General features: G+C 34.8%; 18 protein-coding genes. 9 read left to right on the top strand and 9 right to left on the bottom strand.

All coding sequences use genetic code 11. The features are described 5' to 3' along the window. The first annotated feature begins 687 nt into the window (after positions 1-687). Both G508_RS20145 and G508_RS0114525 read left to right on the top strand, forming a co-directional pair. Entirely contained in the window at positions 688-915 is a 228-nt protein-coding gene (locus tag G508_RS20145; protein WP_157486042.1) for a hypothetical protein, read from the top strand. Between the two features lie 284 nt (positions 916-1199). Further along, positions 1200-1706 carry a hypothetical protein gene (locus tag G508_RS0114525; protein ID WP_157486040.1) on the top strand — a complete coding sequence of 169 codons (507 nt, stop codon included), beginning with the start codon at positions 1200-1202 and terminating at the stop codon, positions 1704-1706. A gap of 73 nt (positions 1707-1779) precedes the next feature. Here G508_RS0114525 and G508_RS0114520 read toward each other — a convergent pair whose 3' ends face one another. From G508_RS0114520 to G508_RS0114500, 5 genes are all read right to left on the bottom strand, one after another. Beyond that, on the bottom strand, positions 1780-2145 hold the full coding sequence (locus G508_RS0114520; protein WP_026706005.1) for a helix-turn-helix domain-containing protein: 366 nt from the start codon (positions 2143-2145) through the stop codon (positions 1780-1782). 561 nt (positions 2146-2706) lie between these two features. Then, positions 2707-4176 (bottom strand): lipopolysaccharide biosynthesis protein, encoded by a 1470-nt coding sequence (locus G508_RS0114515; RefSeq protein WP_026706004.1) that lies wholly within the window; start codon positions 4174-4176, stop codon positions 2707-2709. A 72-nt stretch (positions 4177-4248) separates the two neighbouring features. Then, complete coding sequence (locus G508_RS0114510; RefSeq protein ID WP_026706003.1) at positions 4249-5532, bottom strand: glycosyltransferase family 4 protein; 1284 nt, start codon at positions 5530-5532, stop codon at positions 4249-4251. A 251-nt stretch (positions 5533-5783) separates the two neighbouring features. Beyond that, positions 5784-8222, bottom strand: coding sequence for a YfhO family protein (locus G508_RS0114505; RefSeq protein ID WP_026706002.1), 2439 nt, complete (start codon positions 8220-8222; stop codon positions 5784-5786). A 77-nt stretch (positions 8223-8299) separates the two neighbouring features. Further along, positions 8300-8509, bottom strand: a complete 210-nt coding sequence (locus tag G508_RS0114500) for a DUF4834 family protein (protein WP_407918635.1) — start codon at positions 8507-8509, stop codon at positions 8300-8302. A gap of 201 nt (positions 8510-8710) precedes the next feature. Between G508_RS0114500 and G508_RS0114495 the strand changes: the two genes are divergently transcribed. The 4 genes from G508_RS0114495 to G508_RS0114480 all read left to right on the top strand — a co-directional run bounded on the left by G508_RS0114495 (position 8711) and on the right by G508_RS0114480 (position 12307). Further along, entirely contained in the window at positions 8711-9670 is a 960-nt protein-coding gene (locus G508_RS0114495; protein WP_026706000.1) for a transporter, read from the top strand. Further along, positions 9670-10788: a hypothetical protein gene (locus tag G508_RS0114490; RefSeq protein ID WP_026705999.1), complete on the top strand. Its 1119-nt coding sequence runs from the start codon at positions 9670-9672 to the stop codon at positions 10786-10788. The genes G508_RS0114495 and G508_RS0114490 overlap by 1 nt, the downstream gene beginning before the upstream one ends. 33 nt (positions 10789-10821) lie before the next feature. Beyond that, positions 10822-11211, top strand: a complete 390-nt coding sequence (locus G508_RS0114485) for a hypothetical protein (protein WP_026705998.1) — start codon at positions 10822-10824, stop codon at positions 11209-11211. 223 nt (positions 11212-11434) lie between these two features. Continuing rightward, positions 11435-12307, top strand: a complete 873-nt coding sequence (locus G508_RS0114480) for a hypothetical protein (RefSeq protein WP_026705997.1) — start codon at positions 11435-11437, stop codon at positions 12305-12307. A 25-nt stretch (positions 12308-12332) separates the two neighbouring features. Here the strand turns inward: G508_RS0114480 and G508_RS0114475 are convergent, their stop codons facing one another. Next, positions 12333-13868 (bottom strand): YifB family Mg chelatase-like AAA ATPase, encoded by a 1536-nt coding sequence (locus G508_RS0114475; RefSeq protein ID WP_026705996.1) that lies wholly within the window; start codon positions 13866-13868, stop codon positions 12333-12335. 151 nt (positions 13869-14019) lie between these two features. Between G508_RS0114475 and G508_RS0114470 the strand changes: the two genes are divergently transcribed. The 3 genes from G508_RS0114470 (at position 14020) to G508_RS0114460 (ending at position 17061) form a co-directional block, all read left to right on the top strand. Further along, the gene (locus G508_RS0114470) at positions 14020-15219 is read left to right on the top strand and encodes an NAD(P)/FAD-dependent oxidoreductase (protein WP_026705995.1); all 1200 of its coding nucleotides are present in this window, start codon (positions 14020-14022) and stop codon (positions 15217-15219) included. A 31-nt stretch (positions 15220-15250) separates the two neighbouring features. Further along, complete coding sequence (locus G508_RS0114465; RefSeq protein ID WP_026705994.1) at positions 15251-15628, top strand: PH domain-containing protein; 378 nt, start codon at positions 15251-15253, stop codon at positions 15626-15628. A gap of 77 nt (positions 15629-15705) precedes the next feature. Beyond that, entirely contained in the window at positions 15706-17061 is a 1356-nt protein-coding gene (locus G508_RS0114460; protein ID WP_026705993.1) for a CoA-disulfide reductase, read from the top strand. A gap of 52 nt (positions 17062-17113) precedes the next feature. Here the strand turns inward: G508_RS0114460 and G508_RS0114455 are convergent, their stop codons facing one another. The 3 genes from G508_RS0114455 to G508_RS0114445 form a co-directional block, all read right to left on the bottom strand. Beyond that, positions 17114-19090, bottom strand: coding sequence for an alpha-ketoacid dehydrogenase subunit alpha/beta (locus G508_RS0114455; RefSeq protein WP_026705992.1), 1977 nt, complete (start codon positions 19088-19090; stop codon positions 17114-17116). A gap of 206 nt (positions 19091-19296) precedes the next feature. Further along, positions 19297-20652: a hypothetical protein gene (locus tag G508_RS0114450; protein ID WP_026705991.1), complete on the bottom strand. Its 1356-nt coding sequence runs from the start codon at positions 20650-20652 to the stop codon at positions 19297-19299. A gap of 13 nt (positions 20653-20665) precedes the next feature. Continuing rightward, the gene (locus tag G508_RS0114445; RefSeq protein ID WP_026705990.1) at positions 20666-23071 is read right to left on the bottom strand and encodes a TonB-dependent receptor domain-containing protein; all 2406 of its coding nucleotides are present in this window, start codon (positions 23069-23071) and stop codon (positions 20666-20668) included. Positions 23072-23179 lie beyond the last annotated feature (108 nt).

Here is a 23179-nt window from a genome sequence, read left to right as displayed (position 1 = left end):
AGAAATAGCTTCTTTAGAATTTTCAATCTTAAAATGCTTCTGAACTATTTTTTCATCCGGGTTTAATAATACAACATCAAGAGTATTTTTAGAAATGTCAATTCCAACATAATGAGAATAATTTTTCATAACTTTGAGATTAGGTGAAACAAAAGATGTTGAACTTCTTTAGAGCCTTTATTAGACCATAATGTCTATCATTCTATTTGAAGTAATTCAACAGGATTCAAGGAGAAAGCAGAGGACTAATGCGCTAGATAAGTCGTAAGCTTGGCGAGCGTCAAAGTTCACCTCTGTTTTCCTTTGAATAAATTTAATGTTTTTTATCTTATACAAAGTAAAGGCGAGCTTCTAGCTCGTGAACACAAGAAAAATTAGAAGTTGCCACGAACTAGAAGCTCGCGGTAGCGTTACAAAAAATTATAAGTTTGAGTTTGTCTCGTCCTAAAAAAGCTTACATCTTTATACTGAATTAAATAAGAAAACCACTAGCAACAAAATCAAATTATGGTTTATAGACTAAAAAAATACAGATACTATTTTATTTTTCTGGTTCTTTTAGTTGCCCTATTTTTTATTCCTTCACCTTATAGTTTTTTGCATTATGAGAATCCTCCATTTTTGAGTTATCTTTTAATCATATTTATCAATACTCTTATTTTTTTGACGTCAACTAAAAAGCTGATTGTGTCAGAAAAGATTTTTTATAGTATGGTAAGTTCTATTATTGGATTGATTTTAGGAACTTACTTAATTGATACTATTTTAGGATTCTTTTATGGCTATGATGATTTCCACGGAGAATTAAATGCACCAATGCTATTAAAAAATATTTTATTTTATTTTTCAACAAGCTCAATAAGTATTGCACTATTTACTGTTTGGTTAAGATACAAGAAAAACATTTATGAATAATTACTTGAGCAAGTGATTAAACAAGGTATCGATTACTAGGAAGTATTTATAGTAGAAGTTATAGGTTTTATTATATATTTGAAAAATAAAAGAAATAAACTTTTGTCTATCAAACTGTTTTGGGGTGATATAAGATGGTTTGTTGTTAGCGAAAATCTTCAAAAAAAATGCGAAGACATAACAGAAAAATCTACTATTCGGCAGGATTAATTAGCATCATATTGTTGCCTATTTTATGTGTTTTGCATTTAAAAAGTATAAACGCATTTACTGAATACAGTTCAATGGATATATACATTTGGGATGGCAAAGAAGAAGATATTGGCACTAAAGGAATTACAAAATTTCTAAATTCAAAAAAATATACTGTTGTAAATCTAACTGGAGATAATAGCTCTGATAAAATAAAACTAGATATAGCAAAAAAGAATGTTAGAAAATTGATCTTATCTAACGATACAATCAATGGAATTAAATTTCATTTTGAAACCAAATCAGAATATTGGACATTTATAAGAGTTTTAGATATATTGACAATAGAAAAAGCAAAATTTTATGTTCCATATAAAAACGATATTTGGTTTACGAATCCAAAACCAGCAAAAAAGAATAAAGACCTTAAACCTCTTGAATTTTTTGATTGTGGTTATACACCACTATATTCAAATGAGCATGAACCAATTGATTGGGATGAAATAAAAGAAACAGTAAAAAAATATTTTTTGCCAATAATTGCATATTTGTTAATGGTTATATTTACAATTAAAGGAATTTATAAATTGAACAGATAAAAGGCAAAGTAAAGGCGGTTTTAAGCCGTGCCCACAAACAAAAAAACTGCAAGCCAAAATCCTTGCAGTTTTTTTATTCCTCTCCCTGTAGTTCTTCCTTATTCCTAATTTTCCTGATATATTCCTGTGTGAGTTTGAGTTCCATGGGTGTCATGGTCATGAGCTCCTGAACCGGATAGGCAATGTCCTTTATAATCCACTCTTCCAGCGGATGACCCTCTTGGATTTCAAGATTCGAAGCATCAATCCCAAAAAGCTCTCGTGGCGTACACTTGAGATAGAAACAAAGCTTGGTCATGTCCTCCAGCTTAATGGATTTTGCACGATTATCAATCAGTTTTCTTGCAGTTTCATAGCCAATACCAGCCCTTGTCAGTCGTCTGGCTGAAGGTTTAAGTCCTTTCTGAATCATCAATTCTCTAACGGTAAACTTCATCATAATGATACGTTTTTAAAATTTTGGTTTTGCTTAAAAATTTCTAACACAGATAAAATAATATTTAAAATAGGGCACTAAAATACAAAATTCTATAAGCTAAAAAATAGGCTTTTGGAAGAATTTGTCTGTTTTGGAACACAAATTGTCCATTTTAGCACACTTCATGTCTATTTCAGCACATATTTAGTCTTATTTAGCACACTTTTTGTCTATTTTAGCACAGTTTATGTCTGATTTAGCACACTTTCTGTAGGTTTCAGCACATATTTAGTCTGTTTGAGCACACAAAGTGTTTGATTGAGTCCTAAACAGTATAATTATTCTCAATAGCACCGTTTGAGAACAATTAAAAACGATTTGGAATCTGAACGAAACAGATTTAAAATAAGAATTGGTCTGTGTAACTATCCGCCACGGATGGATACCTGTGATCAAAATATATTTAATGCCTTGACTCATCGTCAGGGCATTCTTTTTAGACACGAATTGCACGAATTTCCACAAATTAATTCGTGGAAATTCGTGCAATTCGTGTTGAAAACTTATCGAGTGAGGAAGATGTTATTTTGTTAATCGGAGCTTCGACAATACCAAATTCAAAACATAATTGATGTCCGATGAAATCTTAAAAACATAATTCAAAAACAGATATAAAACCGTTACTAATCCCGATTTCAGCATAATATTCACTACAGGATGAAACGGAAATTCCCAGAAATAGAAGGTCACGAAACAACCTGAAATGATCAATAAGGAAGTGATTGTTTTTTTGGTAAACGGAAACAAATTCATTTTAAACACTACAAACATCAATTTTGAAAGGCTATAAAAGGCAATAGAAATTAAGGTGGCAATCGCTGCACCTTCGATACCAAAATTGGGTATGAAATACATATTCAAACCCACTACCATTGCGATCAAAATTAAACCTAGAAGCAAAACCGTTCGGTAATATTTAGAATTAAAAATGATAGAATTATTATTTCCAAGCATCAAATCGAAGAATTTAGATAGCGAAATAATAAACACCACCACGATTCCGCCACTGTATTTTTCGGGCAATAAAAGATACAATTGATTGACATTTACAAAAATGCCCAACATGATCCAACCTCCAATAACTTGCAGTGTTATGGATGTTTTTTTATACAAATCATTTAATTCTTTGTGTTTGTTTCTCGCCATCAAATCGGTTGTTATGGGATGAACGATTTGATGCATCGCCCTCATGGGTACCGAAACGGTCAAGGCTATATAGATCGCCACCGAATAATAGGCATTTTCCTTGATGTCTACATATTGACCAATCATAAACTTGTCGATTTCGAGTAGCATGACTGCAATTCCGGCAGAGAAAATGATAAAGCAGGAATAAATCAATACCTCTTTTTTGTCTTTTGGAAACTTTAAATGAAAGGCTGGTTTTCTGATTTTAAAAGCCGAAAGCATCATCAAAAGCATTGAAGTAAAATAAATTAATCCGAGACTGTAAATAAATTCTATTGGGGTGATCCACTTAAAATAGACGGCAAAAAGGAAGATGGAAATCAATATTCTAAGTAAGACTTCCTTGATGAAATTTCCGTAGACCGATTGCATGTGGACTTTTACCCAAGCATAAAAAATCTCGAAATAGGCCATGAACAAAGCAATCAGCGGAATCATCCAGGCATAGTGATAAATGATGGGGTTTTCTTTCGAAATAAGTGATGCTAATTCAGCATAAAAACTATAACAAATAATACAGACTGGAATGATTATCAGCATCGGCAAAGCCAAAACTAAATTCAAAAAACGTGATTTTTCCTCTTCTGATTTGTGTTCGGCATAAAATTTCACCAAGGTATTCTGTATGCCAAAAGCCATCAACGGCATCATGATATTGGCTGTGGCCAATAGGAACGAAGTCAAACCATAGAAATCATCTCCTAAAAAATTGGCGTACATATACAACGTATTGATCGCACCAATTCCAAAACCTAAGAAGGTGATGATCGTGTTTCGGATGGATTGCTTAATGACGATGCCCATTTTTTGAGTTATGAATTATGAGTTATGAGTGCTAAAATCTGAAATCAAAAATCGTTAATCTTCAATCTAAAATCAATTACTATTTAGGATTGTGGCTAACTTCTCGGTTAATTTTTTTCTGCTGTATTGTTGCAAACCGATGGCGTTTGCCTTTAATTTTCCTTCTTTAAATTCTGAATAATAAGCTAAAATAGTAGCCTTTAGTTTTTCGATTTCGTCGTATTGATGAAAGATTCCAGTGTTGGTTTCTTTGATGATTTTTGCAAAATCCGAACCTTCGGGGCCAATTGCAAGTATAGGTCTTTCAGAAACCATATATTCGAACAATTTACCCGGAATAATGCTTTTTGTATCTTCAGAATCGATTTCAATCAACAATAAAACCTGTGATTTCCGTTGATGGGCAACCGCTTCCTTGTGCGAAACATAGCCTAGATTGTTTACGTAATCATTCAACCTGAATTCAGAAATTGTATCTAAAACTTCCTGGCTTACGGCTCCAATTAATTTCAATTGAAAATCAGCCTTAAACGAAGGATTCTCTTTGATGAGTTCCTTCAAACATTTCCATAAAATCCTCGGATTCCGTTCGGATAAAAAAGAACCAATGTGGGCGATTGTGAACTTTTCATCTAACAATTGCTTTTCTACTTTTTCGACATCAAATCCGTTGGTGATGACTTCGATGGGTTTTGTAGTCAAGGCTTGGAATTCAGTTTTTGTAGTTTCGCTTGTTACTAAGACAACATCTGCAGAATTTAAAACCTGAGACTCCAAATCCTTATGCTTTTTTGAAGCCGAATCGGATAGTTTCAAGGCCTTATGATAACCGATGGTTGTCCACGGATCCCGAAAATCTGTAATCCAATTTACATTTAATTTTTGCTTTAGTTCTAAACCTATAAGATGCAAGCTATGAGGCGGTCCCGTTGTGATAATGGTTTCAATATTATTTTCAGTAATATATTTTTCTAAAAATTGTACCGAAGGTTTTACCCACAAAACGCGTGCATCGGGAATAAACAGATTTCCTCTAACCCAAAGAAGTACTTTCTGAATAAAGGATTGCTTTTTCTGATTCGGAATAATCCCAGAACTTATTTTTTTTGTATTTTTTTTTGAAAAAACAGAAGCAAAACCATAAGGCTCTACAATCTTTTTCTTGATGATAATGGCCTTGTCTGAAACTTCATCCATCAAGCCTTCATCAATGATTGGATAAGTTGGATTTTCGGGAACATATACAACAGGCTGGATGCCAAAATCAGGCAGATATTTCACAAACTTCAACCATCGCTGAACTCCTGGACCTCCGGCTGGTGGCCAATAATATGCTATGATGAGGACTTTTTTCAAGAGACGTTATAAGTTATATGTTGTAGGCTATGAGTTTTAAATCATTCATCTTTCGTTTTGTCCTGAAAATTTATGAATCATTGAATGTCATTTTCCCTTTATAATTTTGGTAGTATTTTTCAAGGTATATGAAAGCTCTATCAATGTCATAAGTCGTTCTAAACGTTCGATATATATATATGGCATAACTCTTTATCAATTTTATTATTTTGAATAAATGATTGAGATTTAGGCTTCATAATAACCTTAATTTATTCCTTCTTCTTTTTGCTTTCAAAATAAATTCCTCCCAACAAAAACAAAACTATTCCAATAGAACTGAACAAAGCAATTGTACTTCCCGTTTTCACCACTTCTGGCTCAAATTTGAATTCAATGGTATGTTTTCCGGCTGGAACTTCCATTCCTCTCAAGGTATAGTTCACTCTGAAATGATCGGTTTTTTGTCCGTCAATGGTCACATTCCAACCTTTTGGATAATAGATTTCAGAGAAAACAGCCAAACCTTTGTTGGCGTTATTCGAAGTATATTTCAAATAATTCGGTTTGTATTTGTTTAAAACAATTGTTGCTGTGCTGTCTTTTTGATAGGATGCAACATTGCTTACTTTGAATTCTTTAGTATTGATTACCGCTTGGTTTTTGCTGTCAATGTTATCCAAAGCTTTCATTTCCTGGTCTGGAGAGTTTACAAACTTAACTTCCTTTACAAACCAAGCATTTCCGTTTGCATCTGGGTTTACAGCTGGAAACTCCTGCCCTTTTTCATCGACTTGGATCACATATTTTGTATTGAGCATGTTCAAGACTTCCAAGTTATTCTTATCAATTTGATAAGCAAATAATTGGTCCATCCTTCTTGGTCTTACCGCACTGTAACCTGACAACGATTTATGAAAATAGGACGTTCTGGCTTGCAATCTTCCATTGATTTCATAGACTCTATAATGAGAAGTATCTTGAAGAATATGTTGATCCGAAGGTGTTGCTTGGAAAGGTTCCTTCACTTCTCTCGCACTTACAAATCCGCTGGTATCCACATATTTTTTATCAACTAAAACTAAATCGCCAACCATAAAAACGCCTACTAAAACTACTGCAAATGTTTGCGATAACTTTTCTTTTGTATACAACCATAAAAGTCCGAAAGCCACAACAATCAAGAATCCAGAACGAAGCAAATCAGCAGAATACAGGTCTTTTCTATCGGCTTTCAAGGCATCCATAAATTCATCGGCAAATGTTGGATCGCCCATTTGACTGAACATCTCGAACAATCTAGCATCAATTGGTCCTGAAAAATCGAATAATCCTTTTGCTAGAAATAAAAGAACAATCAAGCCCAAACTCACAGCTCCTGTCAGCTTTAATGATTTCCATTGTTCATCTTTATCCGATTTAAAAAAGCTTTGCAATCCCATAATCGCCAAGACTGGAAAACACAATTCCAAGATAACTTGAATAGAAGAAACTGCACGGAATTTATCATACATCGGAATATTTTCAATGAAGAAATTCGTCAGTATCGGGAAGTTTTTTCCCCACGAAAGCATCAAAGTGAAGATGGCTCCGGCAAGAAAGGCGTATTTTATTTTTCGTTTATCATTGAATAGAGCTAGAATGGCCAAGAAGAAAACGATAGCTCCAATATAGGCTGGTGCGGCAACAATTGGCTGATCACCCCAATAGGTTACGCCATAATTTTCGGTGAAATCGATAGCTTCTTCTGGTGATGCACCTTTTTGAGAAATAAACTCATAGATGTGTGATTGGTTACCCAATTTTTCTGAATTTGAACCACCAAAAAGTCGAGGAGCAACAAGGTTTAAACTTTCGGAAACACCATAACTGTATTCCGTGATATAGTCATAATCCATTGATGTTGTGGTCTCATTTTTAGTCCCATCAGGATTAAAAGTAAGTTCGCTTTTGCCTCTCATACTAAAATCGGCATATTCGGAAGTAGCCATCAAACTAGTTGCATTGGCTCCAAGCGCGAAAATTCCGGCAACGGCAAACGTTCCAAAAGCATACAAAAGCGGTTTGAACTCTTTCGCTTTTATATATTGGTAAATAAAATATCCTCCAATTATCAAAAGTAAAAACAAAAGATAATAGGTCATTTGAAAGTGATTCGCATTGATTTCTAATGCTGTAGCAATCATCATAATCAAACCTCCAACAATATATTTTTGTCTAAAAACCAAAATAAAACCTGCAATAACCATTGGCATATAGGCAATTGCATGGGCTTTTGCATTATGACCAACTCCTAAAATAATAATCATATAGGTAGAAAAACCAAACGCCAAGGCTCCGAAAAACGCCTTCAATGGATCGGTTTTTAAAACCAATAACAAACCATAAAAACCTAGAAAATATAAAAACAAGTAATCGGAAGGTCGAGGTAAAAAACGTAGAGCATCATCCAAAGCTCCAATCCAATCATTCGGATAATTCGCCCCCATTTGATAGGTTGGCATTCCACCAAAAGCAGCATCGGTCCAATATGGTTCGGCATTTTCTTCTGCACGAAAATCATTTTGCTCTTTTGCCATACCTGTAAACTGAGCAATATCAGACTGATACAACTGTTTTCCTTGCAGGACTGGATAAAAATAAATGAGGGAAATGACAACAAAGCCAAGAATGGCCAATAGATGTGGATAGAACTTGTTCAGGAATTTCATTGATCTGGTTTAAAGTTTAAAGGTTTAAAGTTCAGTGTATGATTAAAACCGTAAACTATAAACTGAACCATGCAAACTTACTCAATTTCTTCATAATCCACATACTCACCTACCTTTTTGGTTTCGCGAGGTTTTGTAGATTTTGCAGTATCGATGATAATTTCATCTTTTGTAGTGTTTTGATACTGGTTTTGCTGTTGATTTTGATAGGTGTATTGTTGCTGAAAATTTTGCCCTGCTTTTTGTACTACTTTTTTAACCAACATAGGCAAAAATAGTCTTGCCAAAAATTTAAAGGCATAGTAAAACAGAACAATGTACAGGATTGTTTTTATAAAACCGTTAAAAGAAGCTGTCTCCATTTGTAAAATAAAATTTGTCAAATTTAACAAATCATAACTTTAAAAATAAATTATCAGTCTTAAATAAATAATAAATTATAGTACATTTGGGTTTATATGATGTCTATCATTTCTAAATAATTAATTATGCTCAAAATCAGACTATCAGCTTTAGCGATTACTTTTTTTTCGTTTGCTACAGCCTATGCTCAACATACAGATGTGATCAATTCCAATCGACCGGGTGAATCACAAGCAGCTTTTTCTGTCGGAAAAACAGTATTTCAAGCCGAAACTGGAATCTATGGAATTACCGAAGAGCATTCACTCCTAAGAACAAAAACCAATGGTTTCGGAATGGATTTAACCCTTCGATATGGTGCTTTTTTAGAACAATTGGAGTTCAATGTTGAATTGCAATATCAAAATGATTCCTTTGAAACCGATTTTAGCAGGGAAACCAGAAGCGCTTTGAAGCAAACCATTATCGGGGCAAAATACCTGATTTATGATCCCCACAAAAATTATGAAGAGAAAATAAATATACACAGCTGGAAAGCCAATCACCGTTTTAAATGGAGACAATTTATTCCTGCCGTCGGAGTTTTTGCTGGAGCAAATTTGAATTTTGACAGTCCGTTTTCATATCCTGAAGAGCCAAATTTCTCTCCAAAAGCGATGCTTATCACACAAAATCAATTTAGTGGCGGTTTCGTTTTAGTAACCAATATCATTGCTGATAAGATTGGTACTGATTTTTCCAGTTATGGATATGTGGTCACTTTAACTAAAGGATTTAATGAACAATGGTCGGGATTTATTGAAAATCAAGGTTTTAAAAGTGACTATTATGCCGATTCTATCCTGAGAGGTGGTGCTGCCTATTTGATCAAAGAAAATATTCAAATTGATGCTTCCATTGGTGGGAATTTCAAAGATACGCCTTCTATTTTTTATGGTGGTATCGGGCTTTCATGGCGTTTTGACAAGAACTACAAACCTGTCCTGATCAAAAGCGGAAAAGAAAGCAAGGAAGACAAGAAAAAAGCAAAAGAAGAAAAGAAAAAACGCAAAGACGAAGTTGAACTAGAACCTGTACAACCCTAATGATTACCATTAAAGAAGCCGTTACTAAAAAAGAACTTTTAGAATATATAAAGTTTCCATTTTCCTTATATAAAAATCATCCGTATTGGGTTCCGCCATTGATTGATGACGAATTGGAATCCTTTGATAAGACAAAGAATCCAGCTTTTCAAAGTGCCGATGCAAAGTTTTATATTGCCTACAAGGACGGAAAAATTGCTGGAAGAATTACCGCTATCATCAATTGGAATGAGGTCAACGATCAAGGCAAACGAAAAGTACGTTTTGGATGGTGGGATGTGATTGACGATATCGAGGTTACAAAAGCGCTTCTGGAAAAAGTGATTGCTTACGGAAAAGAAAACCAGCTGGACCATGTTGAAGGTCCGATGGGATTTTCAAACCTGGATAAAGTGGGTGTCATGACCGAAGGTTTTGACGAAATGGGCTCGATGATAACCTGGTATAATTTCCCCTATTATGCCAAACATTTGGAGCAATTAGGCTATGTAAAAGAAAAAGAATACATCGAAAGTAAATTTCCATTTTCGAATGTAAAGCCTGAGTTTTTTGTAAAAGTGAAAGACTTGATTGCCAAAAGATATGAACTCACCTCATTGAATTTTACCAAAACAAAAGAAATCATGCCGTATGTCGATAAGATGTTCGACTTGTTCAATGCTTCGTATGCAGAATTGTCCTCTTTCGTTGCCATTACCGAAGTGCAGAAAGAATATTTCAAGAAAAAATACATCAGTTTTATCAATCCGGAATACATCAAGTTTGTGGTGGATAAAAATGAAAATTTGGTCGCTTTTAGTATCGTGATGCCAAGTTTCTCCAAAGCTTTGCAAAAAGCGAACGGAAAGCTTTTTCCGTTTGGATTATTCCATTTATTGAATGCCCGAAAAAACAGCAAGGAAGTTTTATTTTACCTGATTGGCGTTGATCCTTTTTACCAAAGCAAAGGTGTCACGGCTCTGATTTTTAATGAATATTATGAGACCTTCAAGCAAAAAGGCATCACCAACTGCATCCGAACACCAGAATTAGAGGATAATTTGGCGATCCAGAATTTGTGGAAACATTTTGATCCTGTGATTTTTAGGAGAAGGAGGACTTATATGATTGGGATTTGATTAAAAATCTTCAATCAATTAAAATGTAATCTAATGGTTTTTTTAAAAAAATTTTATTCAAAAACATATTACTTTTGGTTTATTTCAAGAATATTTTTAATTATTGCTTTTTTATTTTCAGCAATAAATCAATTTGATTTGCTCTCAAAAAGTAAAATGCTTGTTAGTATATTCTTAGGGTTTTATATCTTGAGTATGGTTTATTTATTAGTTTTTGAAATTTTAAAAAGAGAACCTCTACTTTTCTTAAAAAGATTTGCAGGAATTATATCAATATTCTTTGGATGTCTATTGACATATATGGTTTTGTTTTTCGGAGAAAACAACTATGGTTTTACAAATTTAAGCTTCTTAATTTTACCTTTTTGGATTATATTATATGGTTTTTGGGAATTGATAAGAGAAAAAAAGCTTAATCAATAAAGCTTATCATTAAAATGTATTTGTATAATAAACAATAATTTATAAATTAAAAAGATTAAATATTAAGAACGATTTATTTACCCTTGGTCTTAAATTGGTAGAATGAAATAATCATACATATAATAAGGACTAAAAAAGCTGAGAAATAATAGAAACAACTTTTAAGAGTTACAGAAAAAAAACTGAGCTGTCCGTTATTTAAAAAAAACTAAAACAAAAGAAATTGAGTTGGATAAATAAAATATTTGGAACAAATAAGGTAGAGGAAATTCCAACTCGAAAAATTGACTATATCCAAATAACGAAAGATTGGAACGCTGACCCAGTTTCACCTGAAATTGAATTAAAAGTGGACGAAATTGACTTAATAATGGATATTTACCTCAATCATTTTCAATTCGACAAATATCAAGAAGGTGACAAAGTTAAAATCCGATTTAAAAACTGTGCGGAATATTCTCTGAACACTTGTAATGACGAAGGCTTTTACCATGGTCAGTATAGAATTAAACCATCAAAATTAGAATGGGGTGAATTCTATGAAATTAAAAGTGGATTAGATAGAAAATTACCGAACCCAATTAAGATAATTCAAAATGATAATTCGGATAGAAAACATTTCATATTCTTTTTTAAAGATAAGACATTCGAATGCCTTGCTTCTGACTATTATTTAGATTTTTACAACGAAAAGGTACTAAAGAACTGTAAAACCTATAAAGTAGTTTTAGGGGACAAAGAAATTGGAACTTCAAAACTCGAAAAAGCAGATGCACCAATGGGAGTTGCATTTGGACTAATTGAATTCAATGGAATTGAAACGCCATACGAATTCTTCAAAGAATACTGCTTGAAAAATAATATTGTATTAAATAATGACGACCGAAAACTTGAATTTATTGATACTCAAGTGATATTAGAATTAAAAGTATTCAGACAGGATGGACTTGAAATAAAAGGAGTTGCTGGAAATGCAATTATGGGTATGAAAGATAAGGGATACGAAATTTCAATTTTGGGAATTAGTTACCCATTTTACGAAGAGGAATTTCCTCATCACGTTGAACATTATGGAAATATGTTTAAAAAAGAATAAAAAAGAACGCATAACAATAATATCCTTACCCCAACCACCCCTCACGATCCAAACTTCTATATTGAATAGCCTCTGCAATATGAGAAGCTTCCACATTTTCCGAAGCTTCCAAATCGGCTATGGTTCTGGAAACTTTTAGGATACGGTCATAAGCTCTTGCAGAAAGGTTTAGGCGTTCCATTGCGGTTTTGAGCAGTTGCTTTGAACCTTCATCCAAGGCACAAAATTCCCTAATTTGCTTGGTATTCATTTGGGCATTGTAGTTCACTTTGTCCATTTCCTCAAATCGCTTGGATTGAAGTTCTCGTGCATTTGTCACCCGTTTTCGGATATCCACACTGCTTTCGGCTTTTCGTTCTTCGGATAATTTATCAAAAGGAACCGGAGTCACTTCGATATGAATGTCAATTCGGTCCAACAAAGGCCCAGAAATCTTACTCATATAACGGTTCATTTCATGAGGCGAAGATTTTGAAGGCATATCAGGATCATTGAAAAAACCACTCGGACTTGGATTCATACTCGCCACCAACATAAACGATGAAGGATAAGTTACTGTAAATTTCGCCCTAGAAATCGTCACTTCACGATCTTCAAGGGGCTGTCGCATTACTTCCAAAACATCACGCTTGAACTCTGGCAATTCATCCAAAAATAAAACGCCATTGTGAGCCATCGAAATTTCTCCCGGTTGAGGATAGCTTCCACCGCCAACAAGTGCTACATTAGAAATCGTGTGATGCGGACTACGGAAAGGCCGTTGATTCATCAACCCAACTTCCTTTAATTTTCCAGCAACACTATGAATTTTTGTGGTTTCCAATGCTTCTCGCAACGTCATAGGCGGTAAAATACTAGGCAATCTTTTGGCCAACATTGTCTTTCCAGCTCCTGGAGGTCCAATCAAGATGATATTGTGACCACCAGCGGCTGCGATTTCCATACACCTTTTAATGGACTCCTGCCCTTTCACATCGCTGAAATCGAATTCGGGAAAATCTAATGTCTTATAAAATTCGGCTCTTGTATCGAAAATAGTAGGTTCGAGTGTTCCCGTTCCTTCAAAAAAGTCAACCACTTCTTTCAGGTTTTCAACGCCATATACATCCAAACCCGAAACAATTGCAGCTTCTTTGGCATTTTGCTTTGGCAGAAAAAATCCTTTAAAACCTTCTTCTTTTGCTTTTATGGCAATTGGCAAAGCTCCTTTTATGGGTTGCAATCCACCGTCAAGCGAAAGTTCGCCCATGATGACATATTTATCGACTTCATCGGCCTTTATTTGAGCAGAACCAACGAGAATTCCAATCGCCAAAGTCAAATCATAAGCTGATCCTTCTTTTCTTAAATCGGCTGGAGCCATGTTGATGATGATTTTTTTGCCGGGCATGGCAAAACCGTTGTTTTTGAGTGCAGCAGCAATCCTGAAACTGCTTTCTTTTATGGCGTTATCGGGCAATCCAACGAGGTGGTAACCGATTCCCTTGTCCATATTTACTTCAACTGTAATGGTGGTCGCTTCCACCCCGAATACCGCACTTCCAAAAATTTTAACTAGCATGGCTTGTAATGTTTAAATTGTTTTTAAAAATAATAAAATTTATCTTAAACTAACAAGTTTTATTTTATTTTTTTGATATCATAATTTTTACTTAAAAAATAATATCACATTTCAGAATAGCTTTAAATTTAACTTTAAAAAAAGCTATACAATGAATTTAAAATCAGGATTACCCTTCTGGCTTATCAAAAACGGACTTTCGTCTGACTACAAAACTTTAGATGAAGATATAGAAACCGAAGTACTCATCATCGGTTCGGGAATTACAGGAGCTCTTGCGGCACATTTTTTATGTGAAGAAGGCGTTAAATGTGTGATTGTCGATAAACGAATGGAGTCAACCGGAAGCACGACTGCCAGTTCAGCACAGTTGCAGTATGAAATTGACATCTTCCTTTTTGACTTGATCGAAAAAGTAGGCGAGAAAAATGCTGTAAAAGCTTATGAATTATGCCTCGAATCAATTTCTATCCTTCAAAAAATTATCAAAAAATTAAAGATAGAAGCTGATTTTACAATGAAGTCCAGTCTTTATTTAGCATCGGATGCGAAAGGCGTGAAAGACTTGGAAAAAGAATATGAAATTCGAAAAAAACACAAATTACCTGTTTCTTTTTTGAATCAAAAACAATTAAAAGACAAATTCAATATTGATAAAAAAGCGGCATTGTATAACGATGTTTCCGCTCAAGTTGATACCTATAAATTATGTCAGGCTATTTTAAATCATCATAAAAAACACTCTGGATTAGTGGTGTATAGCCATACTGATGTTGTGAAAACGGAAAATAAAAAAGGATTTATTTTGGCTCATACGGAAAAGAAAAATACCATAAAGGCAAAAAAAATAATTGCAGCCCCAGGTTTCGAATCAGAACATTTATTGGACGAAAAAGTCATGAAACTGAATTCGACCTATGTTTTTGTGAGCAAACCCCTCAAAGACGAGGATTTTTGGAACGAACGTTGCCTGATATGGGAAACTGCCCGACCTTATATATATGTTAGAACTACTGATGACAATCGGATTATGGTGGGTGGTTTTGACGAACCTTTTCAAGATCCAAAACGTCGCGACAAGCTGATGGAAAAGAAAAACGAGGACATTTTGAAGCGTTTTAAAAAGCTTTTTCCAAAGAGTAAAATCGAAGTCGACTTCTATTGGTGTGGTACATTTGGCGAAACAAAGGACGGATTGCCGTTTATTGGCGAACATAAAGACCATCCCAATATGTATTTTGCATTAGGGTATGGTGGCAACGGAATCACTTTCAGTGTGATAGCAGCCAAAATGATCAAGGATATGTATTTAGGAAAAAAGGTGGAAAATATATTTTCTTTCGATAGATAACTGTAAATTTACACTCATAAAAAATAAAACAATGGGACTATTTAATGCCATTTTAGGCAATGCTTCAGAAGCAAATCAGGAAGATGTTTCAAAGGAATTTGGACCACTTTTGATAGAAGGCGAATCGATCGAGAAAGCTTTCAAATTGATCAAAGATATGTTTGTGTTCACCAACAAGCGTTTGATTTTGGTTGAAAAACAATTAGTTGGAACGAAAGTCGATTATTTATCAATCCCTTATTCAAGCATCAAGAAATTTTCGAAGGAAAGTGCTGGAATTTTGGATTTGGATGCCGAATTGAAAATCTGGCTCAACCATGACGATCTTCCTATCAAAAAACAATTTGGAAAAGGTGGCAACAACATCAACGAAGTCTATCAAATCTTGAGCAGACACATCTTGAAATAAAAATTTTATACAATTTAAAAATACCCAATACTTCAGGTGTTGGGTATTTTTTTTATATTTATAGAAAAGCATTTTATATGAAATTACCCAAACTAGTGATTATCGGAGGCGATGCTGCAGGAATGTCAGCAGCTTCAAAAGTGAGACGTGAACATCCTGAACAAGAAATTGTAGTGTTCGAAAAATCGGGCTATACTTCCTATTCTGCTTGTGGAATTCCTTATTTTATTTCGGGAAAAGTGGGAACTTATGAAGAATTGATTGTTCGTTCGCCTGAAACTTTTATCAACAAATATAAAATTGATGTCAGAACCTTCCATGAAGTGCTCGAAGTTGACACCAAGAAGAATCAGGTTTTGGTTCGGAATTTAACCGATAAAACCCAGTTTTGGGAAAACTATGACCAATTATTGATTGCTACTGGAGGAAAATCATTTTGTCCAGAAGTTGAAAACCGCGAAGCCGACGGGATTTTTGGTATTCAAAGTTTGAAAGGTGGTGTGAAACTCGATCAATTCATCCATGAAAAAAATCCCAAAACTGCTGTAATCGTCGGTGGAGGTTATATTGGCTTAGAAATGGCTGAAGCCTTAATTATAAAGGGATTAAAGGTTACTTTGATCAATCGAGAACCCGAAATCATGAATACTTTGGATCCTGATATGGGAAAAATCGTTAACACGGTCATGACAAGTTTGGGTGTGAAAATTTATGTAAACGAAGAATTAAGCCATTTTGAAGCAAAAGAAAATCGAGTAACAGCGGTTGTTACGAATAAAAAAACCATCAAAACTGATTTGGTCATTTTAGGAATGGGAACGAGCCCAAACACCGCTTTTCTTCAGCATTCTAAAATCGGCTTGACCGAAAAAGGAGCTATAAAAGTGAACCGTGAACAGCGAACGAATATCAAAAACGTTTGGGCTGCTGGAGATTGTGCCATGACGTATAACTTGGTGAGCAAAAAACCTTTTTATATCGCTTTGGGAACAGTTGCTAATAAAACTGGATTAGTTGCCGGAACCAATATAGCGGGTCAAAAAGCAAAATTTCCAGGAGTTGTTGCAACGGCAGTTTGCAAGATTTGTGTCTATGAAGTAGCACGAACAGGTTTACTCGAAAAGGAACTTGAAGCATTGAAAATCCCTTATGTTCAAACGATTATCAAAACCAAATCAAGGGCTCATTATTATCCCGATGCTAAAGATATTTATGTAAAATTATTGGCCGAAAAAGGCACAGGAAAACTATTAGGCGGTCAAATAATTGGCGAAGAAGGAGCTGCAAAAAGAATTGATGTTTTGGCGACAGCCCTAACCAACAAGCTCACGTTGCAAAACATTATTGATCTGGATTTGTCGTATGCTCCACCATTTTCACCTGTGTGGGATCCTGTTCAAACGGCTGCGCGAAAATTGATAAATGATATTTAACAAAAATGCTCCAAAACTAATCTTGGAGCATTTCAAATATATATTTTTCAAATTAGTAGGCCATCAATTCTTTCAAGGCATCTTCAAATCGGTCTTTACTTAAAAACTGGTCTTCCAATGCTTTTGTAAACGGAATTGGAGAATCCAAACTGGCGACACGTTTCACCGGACCGTCAAGATATTCGAAACACTCTTCCATAATCATCGCCGATATATCACTGGCAATTCCGCCAAACATTGTATCTTCTTGCAAAATAATAGCTTTTCCTGTTTTCTTTACCGAGGCAAAAATGGCGGCTGTATCCAAAGGTTGTAAGGTTCTCAAATCCAATAAATCAGCAGAAATTTCAGGATTATTTTTTAAGGTTTCCAAAGCCCAATGCACAGCGGCTCCAAAAGCAATGATGGTTACATCATTTCCTTCTTTCAACAACGATGCTTTTCCAAGTGGCAAAGTATAATAATCTTTAGGAACATCCTGATAAACACTTCTATACAATTGTTTATGCTCAAAAAACATCACCGGATTCGGATCGTTGATCGAAGCATTCAAAAGTCCTTTTGCATCATAAGGAAATGCTGGATAAACGACTTTTAAACCTGGGGTTTTGGTAAACCAAGCTTCATTTGTTTGTGAGTGAAAAGGTCCTGCTTGAGTTCCGCCACCACAAGGCATTCTCACAACAACATCGGCATTTTCTAACCAACGGTAATGTGATTTTGCTAAAAGATTCACAATCGGGTTGAAACCTGTAGAAACGAAATCGGCAAACTGCATTTCTACAATTGCCTTATATCCATTAATCGAAAGTCCCATTCCGGCAGAAACTACAGCACTTTCACAAATTGGTGTATTGATTACTCTTTCTTTCCCAAATTGAGCCACAAAACCATCTGTGATTTTAAATGCACCTCCATACTCAGCAATATCTTGACCCATGATTACAAGGTTTTCATGACGCTCCATTGACTGTCGTAAACCTGTAGAAATAGCATCAATCAAACGGATATTTTCTTTTTCTTCTGAAGGAGTAACTTCTTCAAAATTAAACGGTTTATAAACATCATTTAATTCTTCTTCATAAGTAGCTACAATTTCAGGTTCGGTTTGCACCAATGCCCAATTTTCATCGATTTCTTTCTTGATTTCGGCACGAATGGCTTCATCATTTTCAGTTGAAAGCACTCCTGTTTCGGCCAAATATTTTCTGTAATTGTCAACAGGATCTTTAATGGCCCACATGTCCATCAACTCCTGCGGAACATATTTTGTACCACTTGCTTCTTCATGACCTCGCATTCTGAAAGTTTTGAATTCCAATAAAACAGGTCGAGGTTTTTCAATCATCGAAGCTTTCAAATCAGTAAGGATATTAAAAACTTCTAGTATATTATTTCCATCTATAATGTGCGATTCCATTCCGTAACCCACTCCTTTATCGGCTAGATTTTCACAACGGTATTGCTCGTTTGTAGGAGTCGAAAGTCCGTATCCATTGTTTTCGATTACAAACATCACAGGCAATTCCCAAACCGAAGCAATATTCAGGGCTTCATGAAAATCGCCTTCACTTGTAGCTCCTTCTCCTGTGAAAACAGCGGTAACTTTTCCGTTTTTCTTTAATTTATTGGCTAAAGCGATTCCGTCTGCAACACCCAATTGTGGACCTAAATGCGAAATCATACCAATAATTTTAAACTCTTGAGTCCCGAAATGGAACGAACGGTCACGGCCTTTAGTAAAGCCATTTGCCTTTCCCTGCCATTGCGAAAATAAACGATGTAACGGAATATCTCTTCCTGTAAAAACACCAAGGTTTCGGTGCATTGGCAAGATATATTCATCTTTGTCCAAAACAGCGGTCACTCCACAAGCGATTGCCTCCTGCCCGATTCCGGAAAACCATTTTGAAACTTTTCCTTGGCGGATGAGAATCAGCATTTTTTCCTCGATCAATCGGGGTTTTAAAATTCTTTTATATAGATCTAATAATTGTTCGTTGGAGAGGTTTTTTCTATCGAAATTCATAATAATACGAAAAGGTTTGCGTGATTTTTTAGCTCGCCCAAAATTATAAAAAAATAACAGTATAAACCGTTAATGTTACAGGATTTTATTTTAAAAAAGGATGTTTCCCTTTTTTAATAGAACAAAAAAAAGCCAATGCGATTGCATTGACTTTAAAATAACTTTTTCAAATAGCGATTAGGCTAATTTGAATTTATTTTTATAGTTTAGAAAGCACCAATAAAGTGGTTTCCTGGACGGTTAACCAGTTTTGCACCTTTTGTTACAGCACCAGTTTGGCTATTGATAATGTAGATATTTCCATCTTTTCCAACTGGAGCAAATGTTACATATACATCATATCCATCCACCACAAAACCTTGGTATTGGAACAAATATAAATCTTGGTCATAAGGCAAATCAATTTGCTGAGCTGTTTTTGCATTCAAATCAACACGTGCTATATAACTTTGGGCTTGACCCGATAAAGTAGATTCTGCAGCTCCATCGTGAGTGTACATTACAATTGCAATTCCGTTACCCACATATCTCCAGTTCTCAATATAAGAATTTGTAACACCTAAGGCAGCATCCAAACTAAAAACGAAAGAGTTATCATACGTATTATTTTGGTTGATTCTCAAGATATGAGAACCACCTGCATCTCTTTGAGTTGCTTGGTAGATATTGCCATCATTAGCCAAAAAGCTATTGAAACTACGGTAACCGCTAGTATCTCCAAAACCAACTGTAGAAGTAATGATAGTTGGGTTTTCCAATGATGGATAGTCCACCACTACTGATTTAGAACCTAAACGCTCAAATTGTGCCTGATTAGTTCCTGTTGCAGGATCAGTTTTACGCATCCAAGTTCCGATGATCAATTTATCTTGGGCAGCGTTTAAAACTGGGGCATCCAATCTAAAAATGTGGTGTCCAAGAGCCTCTTCAGCTTGACTTAAAGCAATTTCATACGACTTTGTTGCTGAAATTAACGAGTTTTGCATATCCAAAGATAAAACGGTAGCCGTTCCTCTCGTATTGATGTATGTTCCATCTTCGGTAGAATTTACAACTGGAGCTGTAACGTTTACAGCAACTCCGGTTTTGTCACCATCAAATAATTTTACCCATCTTGGATTTGCACTTGCATATTGTGAGATGTTTACAATTCCACCAACTGGAGAGAAATTTTGACCACCACCCACAACATACTTTGAAAATTCTCCACCGTTTCCACCACCATAAGCAATGTTGAAGAACGTGAATCCATCTTCAGAAGACTGCAAACGAGCCGTTCTAGCCGATGGTACTACATATCCGTTTTCGAAAACATCAATTGTTTTGTTTGGATCTTTAGCATCTTCTTTACTAACCGAATAAATTAAAGTTCCACCGTTTCCGTCTCCAGGAACACCTTCGTCTGTTCCCATTATGGCTCCAGCTACCGTAATCCATCTACCTTCGGTGATTGGTGGCTCAGTTGAACCTCCATTGCTATCGTCGTCACTGCAACTTGTTGTGAAAAGTAGCGAACCAAAAACGGTTGTAAAAGCGAGTAAGTTGAAAAATTTTCTTTTCATTATATGTGTATATTTAGAAGTTATTGAATACGTAATTTAATTTAAAATAAAAGGCCCTACCTGGTTTTTGAACTCCCATGTTGTCAAACACTTGTCTGTCGAAAATATTTTTGGCATCAAAACTGGCCACTAATTTTTTGTTTGGAAAAACATAGCTCAATCCAACATCATGAATATTTTGTTGCGGAATATCAAACAGACCTAAACCTGCATTGTTTGCACTTGGAGGAAAAAGAAAATTGAAAGTATCTACAAACATATAATTGTAGAAAACATTTAACTGAGCATCTTTAGCCAATACATTTTTGAAAAAATAATTCACTCCTGCATTCATGGTGAAAAAAGGTTCATTGGGGAGGTCTCTTTTTCTATTATAGATATCAGTCGTTGTGAGTTCGAATTTTGAAGTATTGAAGGTTATATTTAGATTATCGTTAAACGTGTAATTCATTTCAAAATCGAATCCTTGTGATTTTGCATTTCCTTGATTTACAAATCCTAACACTTGAATATCCGTGTTTATCATTGAGCTTAAAGGTCGTCCAATTCTATCCTGAATATCTCTAATAAAACCATTTAATGCAAAAAACACACTATGCTTTTTTAGATGAAATGTTCCTAGCCTGAATCCTAAATTCAAATTCTCACTCATTTCATATCGTAAATTTGGATTGTCTAACGTATTTTCAGTAACATCTCCAAAAACCTCATTCTCATTAGGTAAGCGAACAGCTTTTTCTGCAGAGGTCAGTAACATTACATTTGGAAGTATTGCATACGAAATAGCCACACCATAACCCGTTGCCTCTTTGTTGCTTTTGGAAACATTTTCTACTCTTGTATTGACACCATCTATTACTTCAACTGTAGGATTCATTCGTTCTAGCTTTTGCTGGTAGTATTTACCAAACAAAGAAGTTTTTAATTTGTTTTCAAACCCCGTAAACTCATAAGTTAAAGCTGTGATGTTTTTGGTCATATCCCTAGTTCCCATGAATTTTCGTTCCAAAACCGATCTCATCTCATCATCATCTTCTCTAGCAACTGTATTGATAACATTGTTCAATAATACCTTATGGTTTTTTGTGATGGAATAAGAAAGATTAACTCTCAAAGAAAAAATATCACGTTTGATATTGGCTATGGTTGCCGGTCCTTGTTGAGCTCCTACGTTACTAAAAACTGGATTCCCATTAATATCAATAGCTCGCTTTCCGTCCCAATTATAAACTCCAGTTACAGTATCATTAACCAACCTATTTCTTGTACCATAAATTCCTTGAAGATCAAAATCAATTCCTTTAGCGAAAAAATCTTTTTTGCTATAATTGAGATTTAGCAAATTTGCATCAGCTTCTGTAAATCTTCCTTTATAAGGAGTTGTCATAAAAACACCGTGTTGTACTTCTTGATAGGAATCAGAAGTGGTGAATCCGATCATGAAATTATCTGCCCATTTGACATCTGTATATCCCAATTCTATAACTCCTCCAATGGATCTATAGGTATCATTAAATCGTCTTGCTTTTAAGAACTCTCTTCTTCCGTTTGGCAGAATGTTGTAAACAAAATCGCCTTCAACTTTGTAATCATTATCAGAATAATTCAAAAAACCGGAAGATTTCACTGTAAAACCTGATTTTTCAAAACGATATAGTCCGTTAAAATTGGTTTGAGTAGTATTGAACGATCCATAAGAAGTGGAAACATTAAAGTTATTTCGCATTCCTTTTTTCAAGATCACATTAATTGCACCACCCAAAGCATCATCTGATAAATGTCCGGGAATTACACCTTTATAGACTTCAATTCGTTCAATATTGGCGGGAGGAATAGAATTCAAGTCAAATGAAGATCCGTAACTTGATGAAGGAATTCCATCTATAAAAATCTTGATTGCATTTCCCGACAAACCATTAATGTTAAAACTAGCATCAGAACCCATTCCGCCATTCTGACGAATCCTCACTCCTGCCGTTCTATTTAATAATTCGATGGTTTGCAGGTTTCGCAATCCAGCCTCTTTGGTTTCAATCACATTTACTGCAAAACCTTTTTCTTCTGTTTGCTTTTTGATGGATTCCTTCTTGATAACAACCTCTTCTAGCTTCTGATCTTCTTTTTTAATTACTGAAACAACAATTTCTTGTGAAGGCGAATTTAGCTGCACTACAACCGACTTATTTTCTGCCTCAAGAGAAACAAATTGTAGTGCATATTTTCCGTAAGGCATTTTCTCCAGAACAAAACGTCCATCTTCATCAGAAAATGTCGATTTTTTAGAACCTTCTATATAAATTGAAACACTAGTTGCGGGTTGATTATCCTCAAAACGTACAATTCCTTTAATTGTTCCAGTTTGAGCAAAACTCAGAAAATAATTGAAAAGCAAAGCGAATAATAAAAGATACTTTTTCATGTGATCTTAGTGGGGTAGATAATAATTTGGGCAAATATAATTTCTTATTTATATTAAATCCAAATAAAAAGAAAAATATATTTCAGAAATTTTGTACGACATGAAACA

The sequence above is a fragment of the Flavobacterium soli DSM 19725 genome (genome assembly GCF_000422705.1).
Taxonomy (GTDB): Bacteria; Bacteroidota; Bacteroidia; order Flavobacteriales; family Flavobacteriaceae; genus Flavobacterium; species Flavobacterium soli.
Note: the sequence above shows the minus strand (reverse complement) of the source record. Positions and strands in the feature narration are given on the sequence as shown.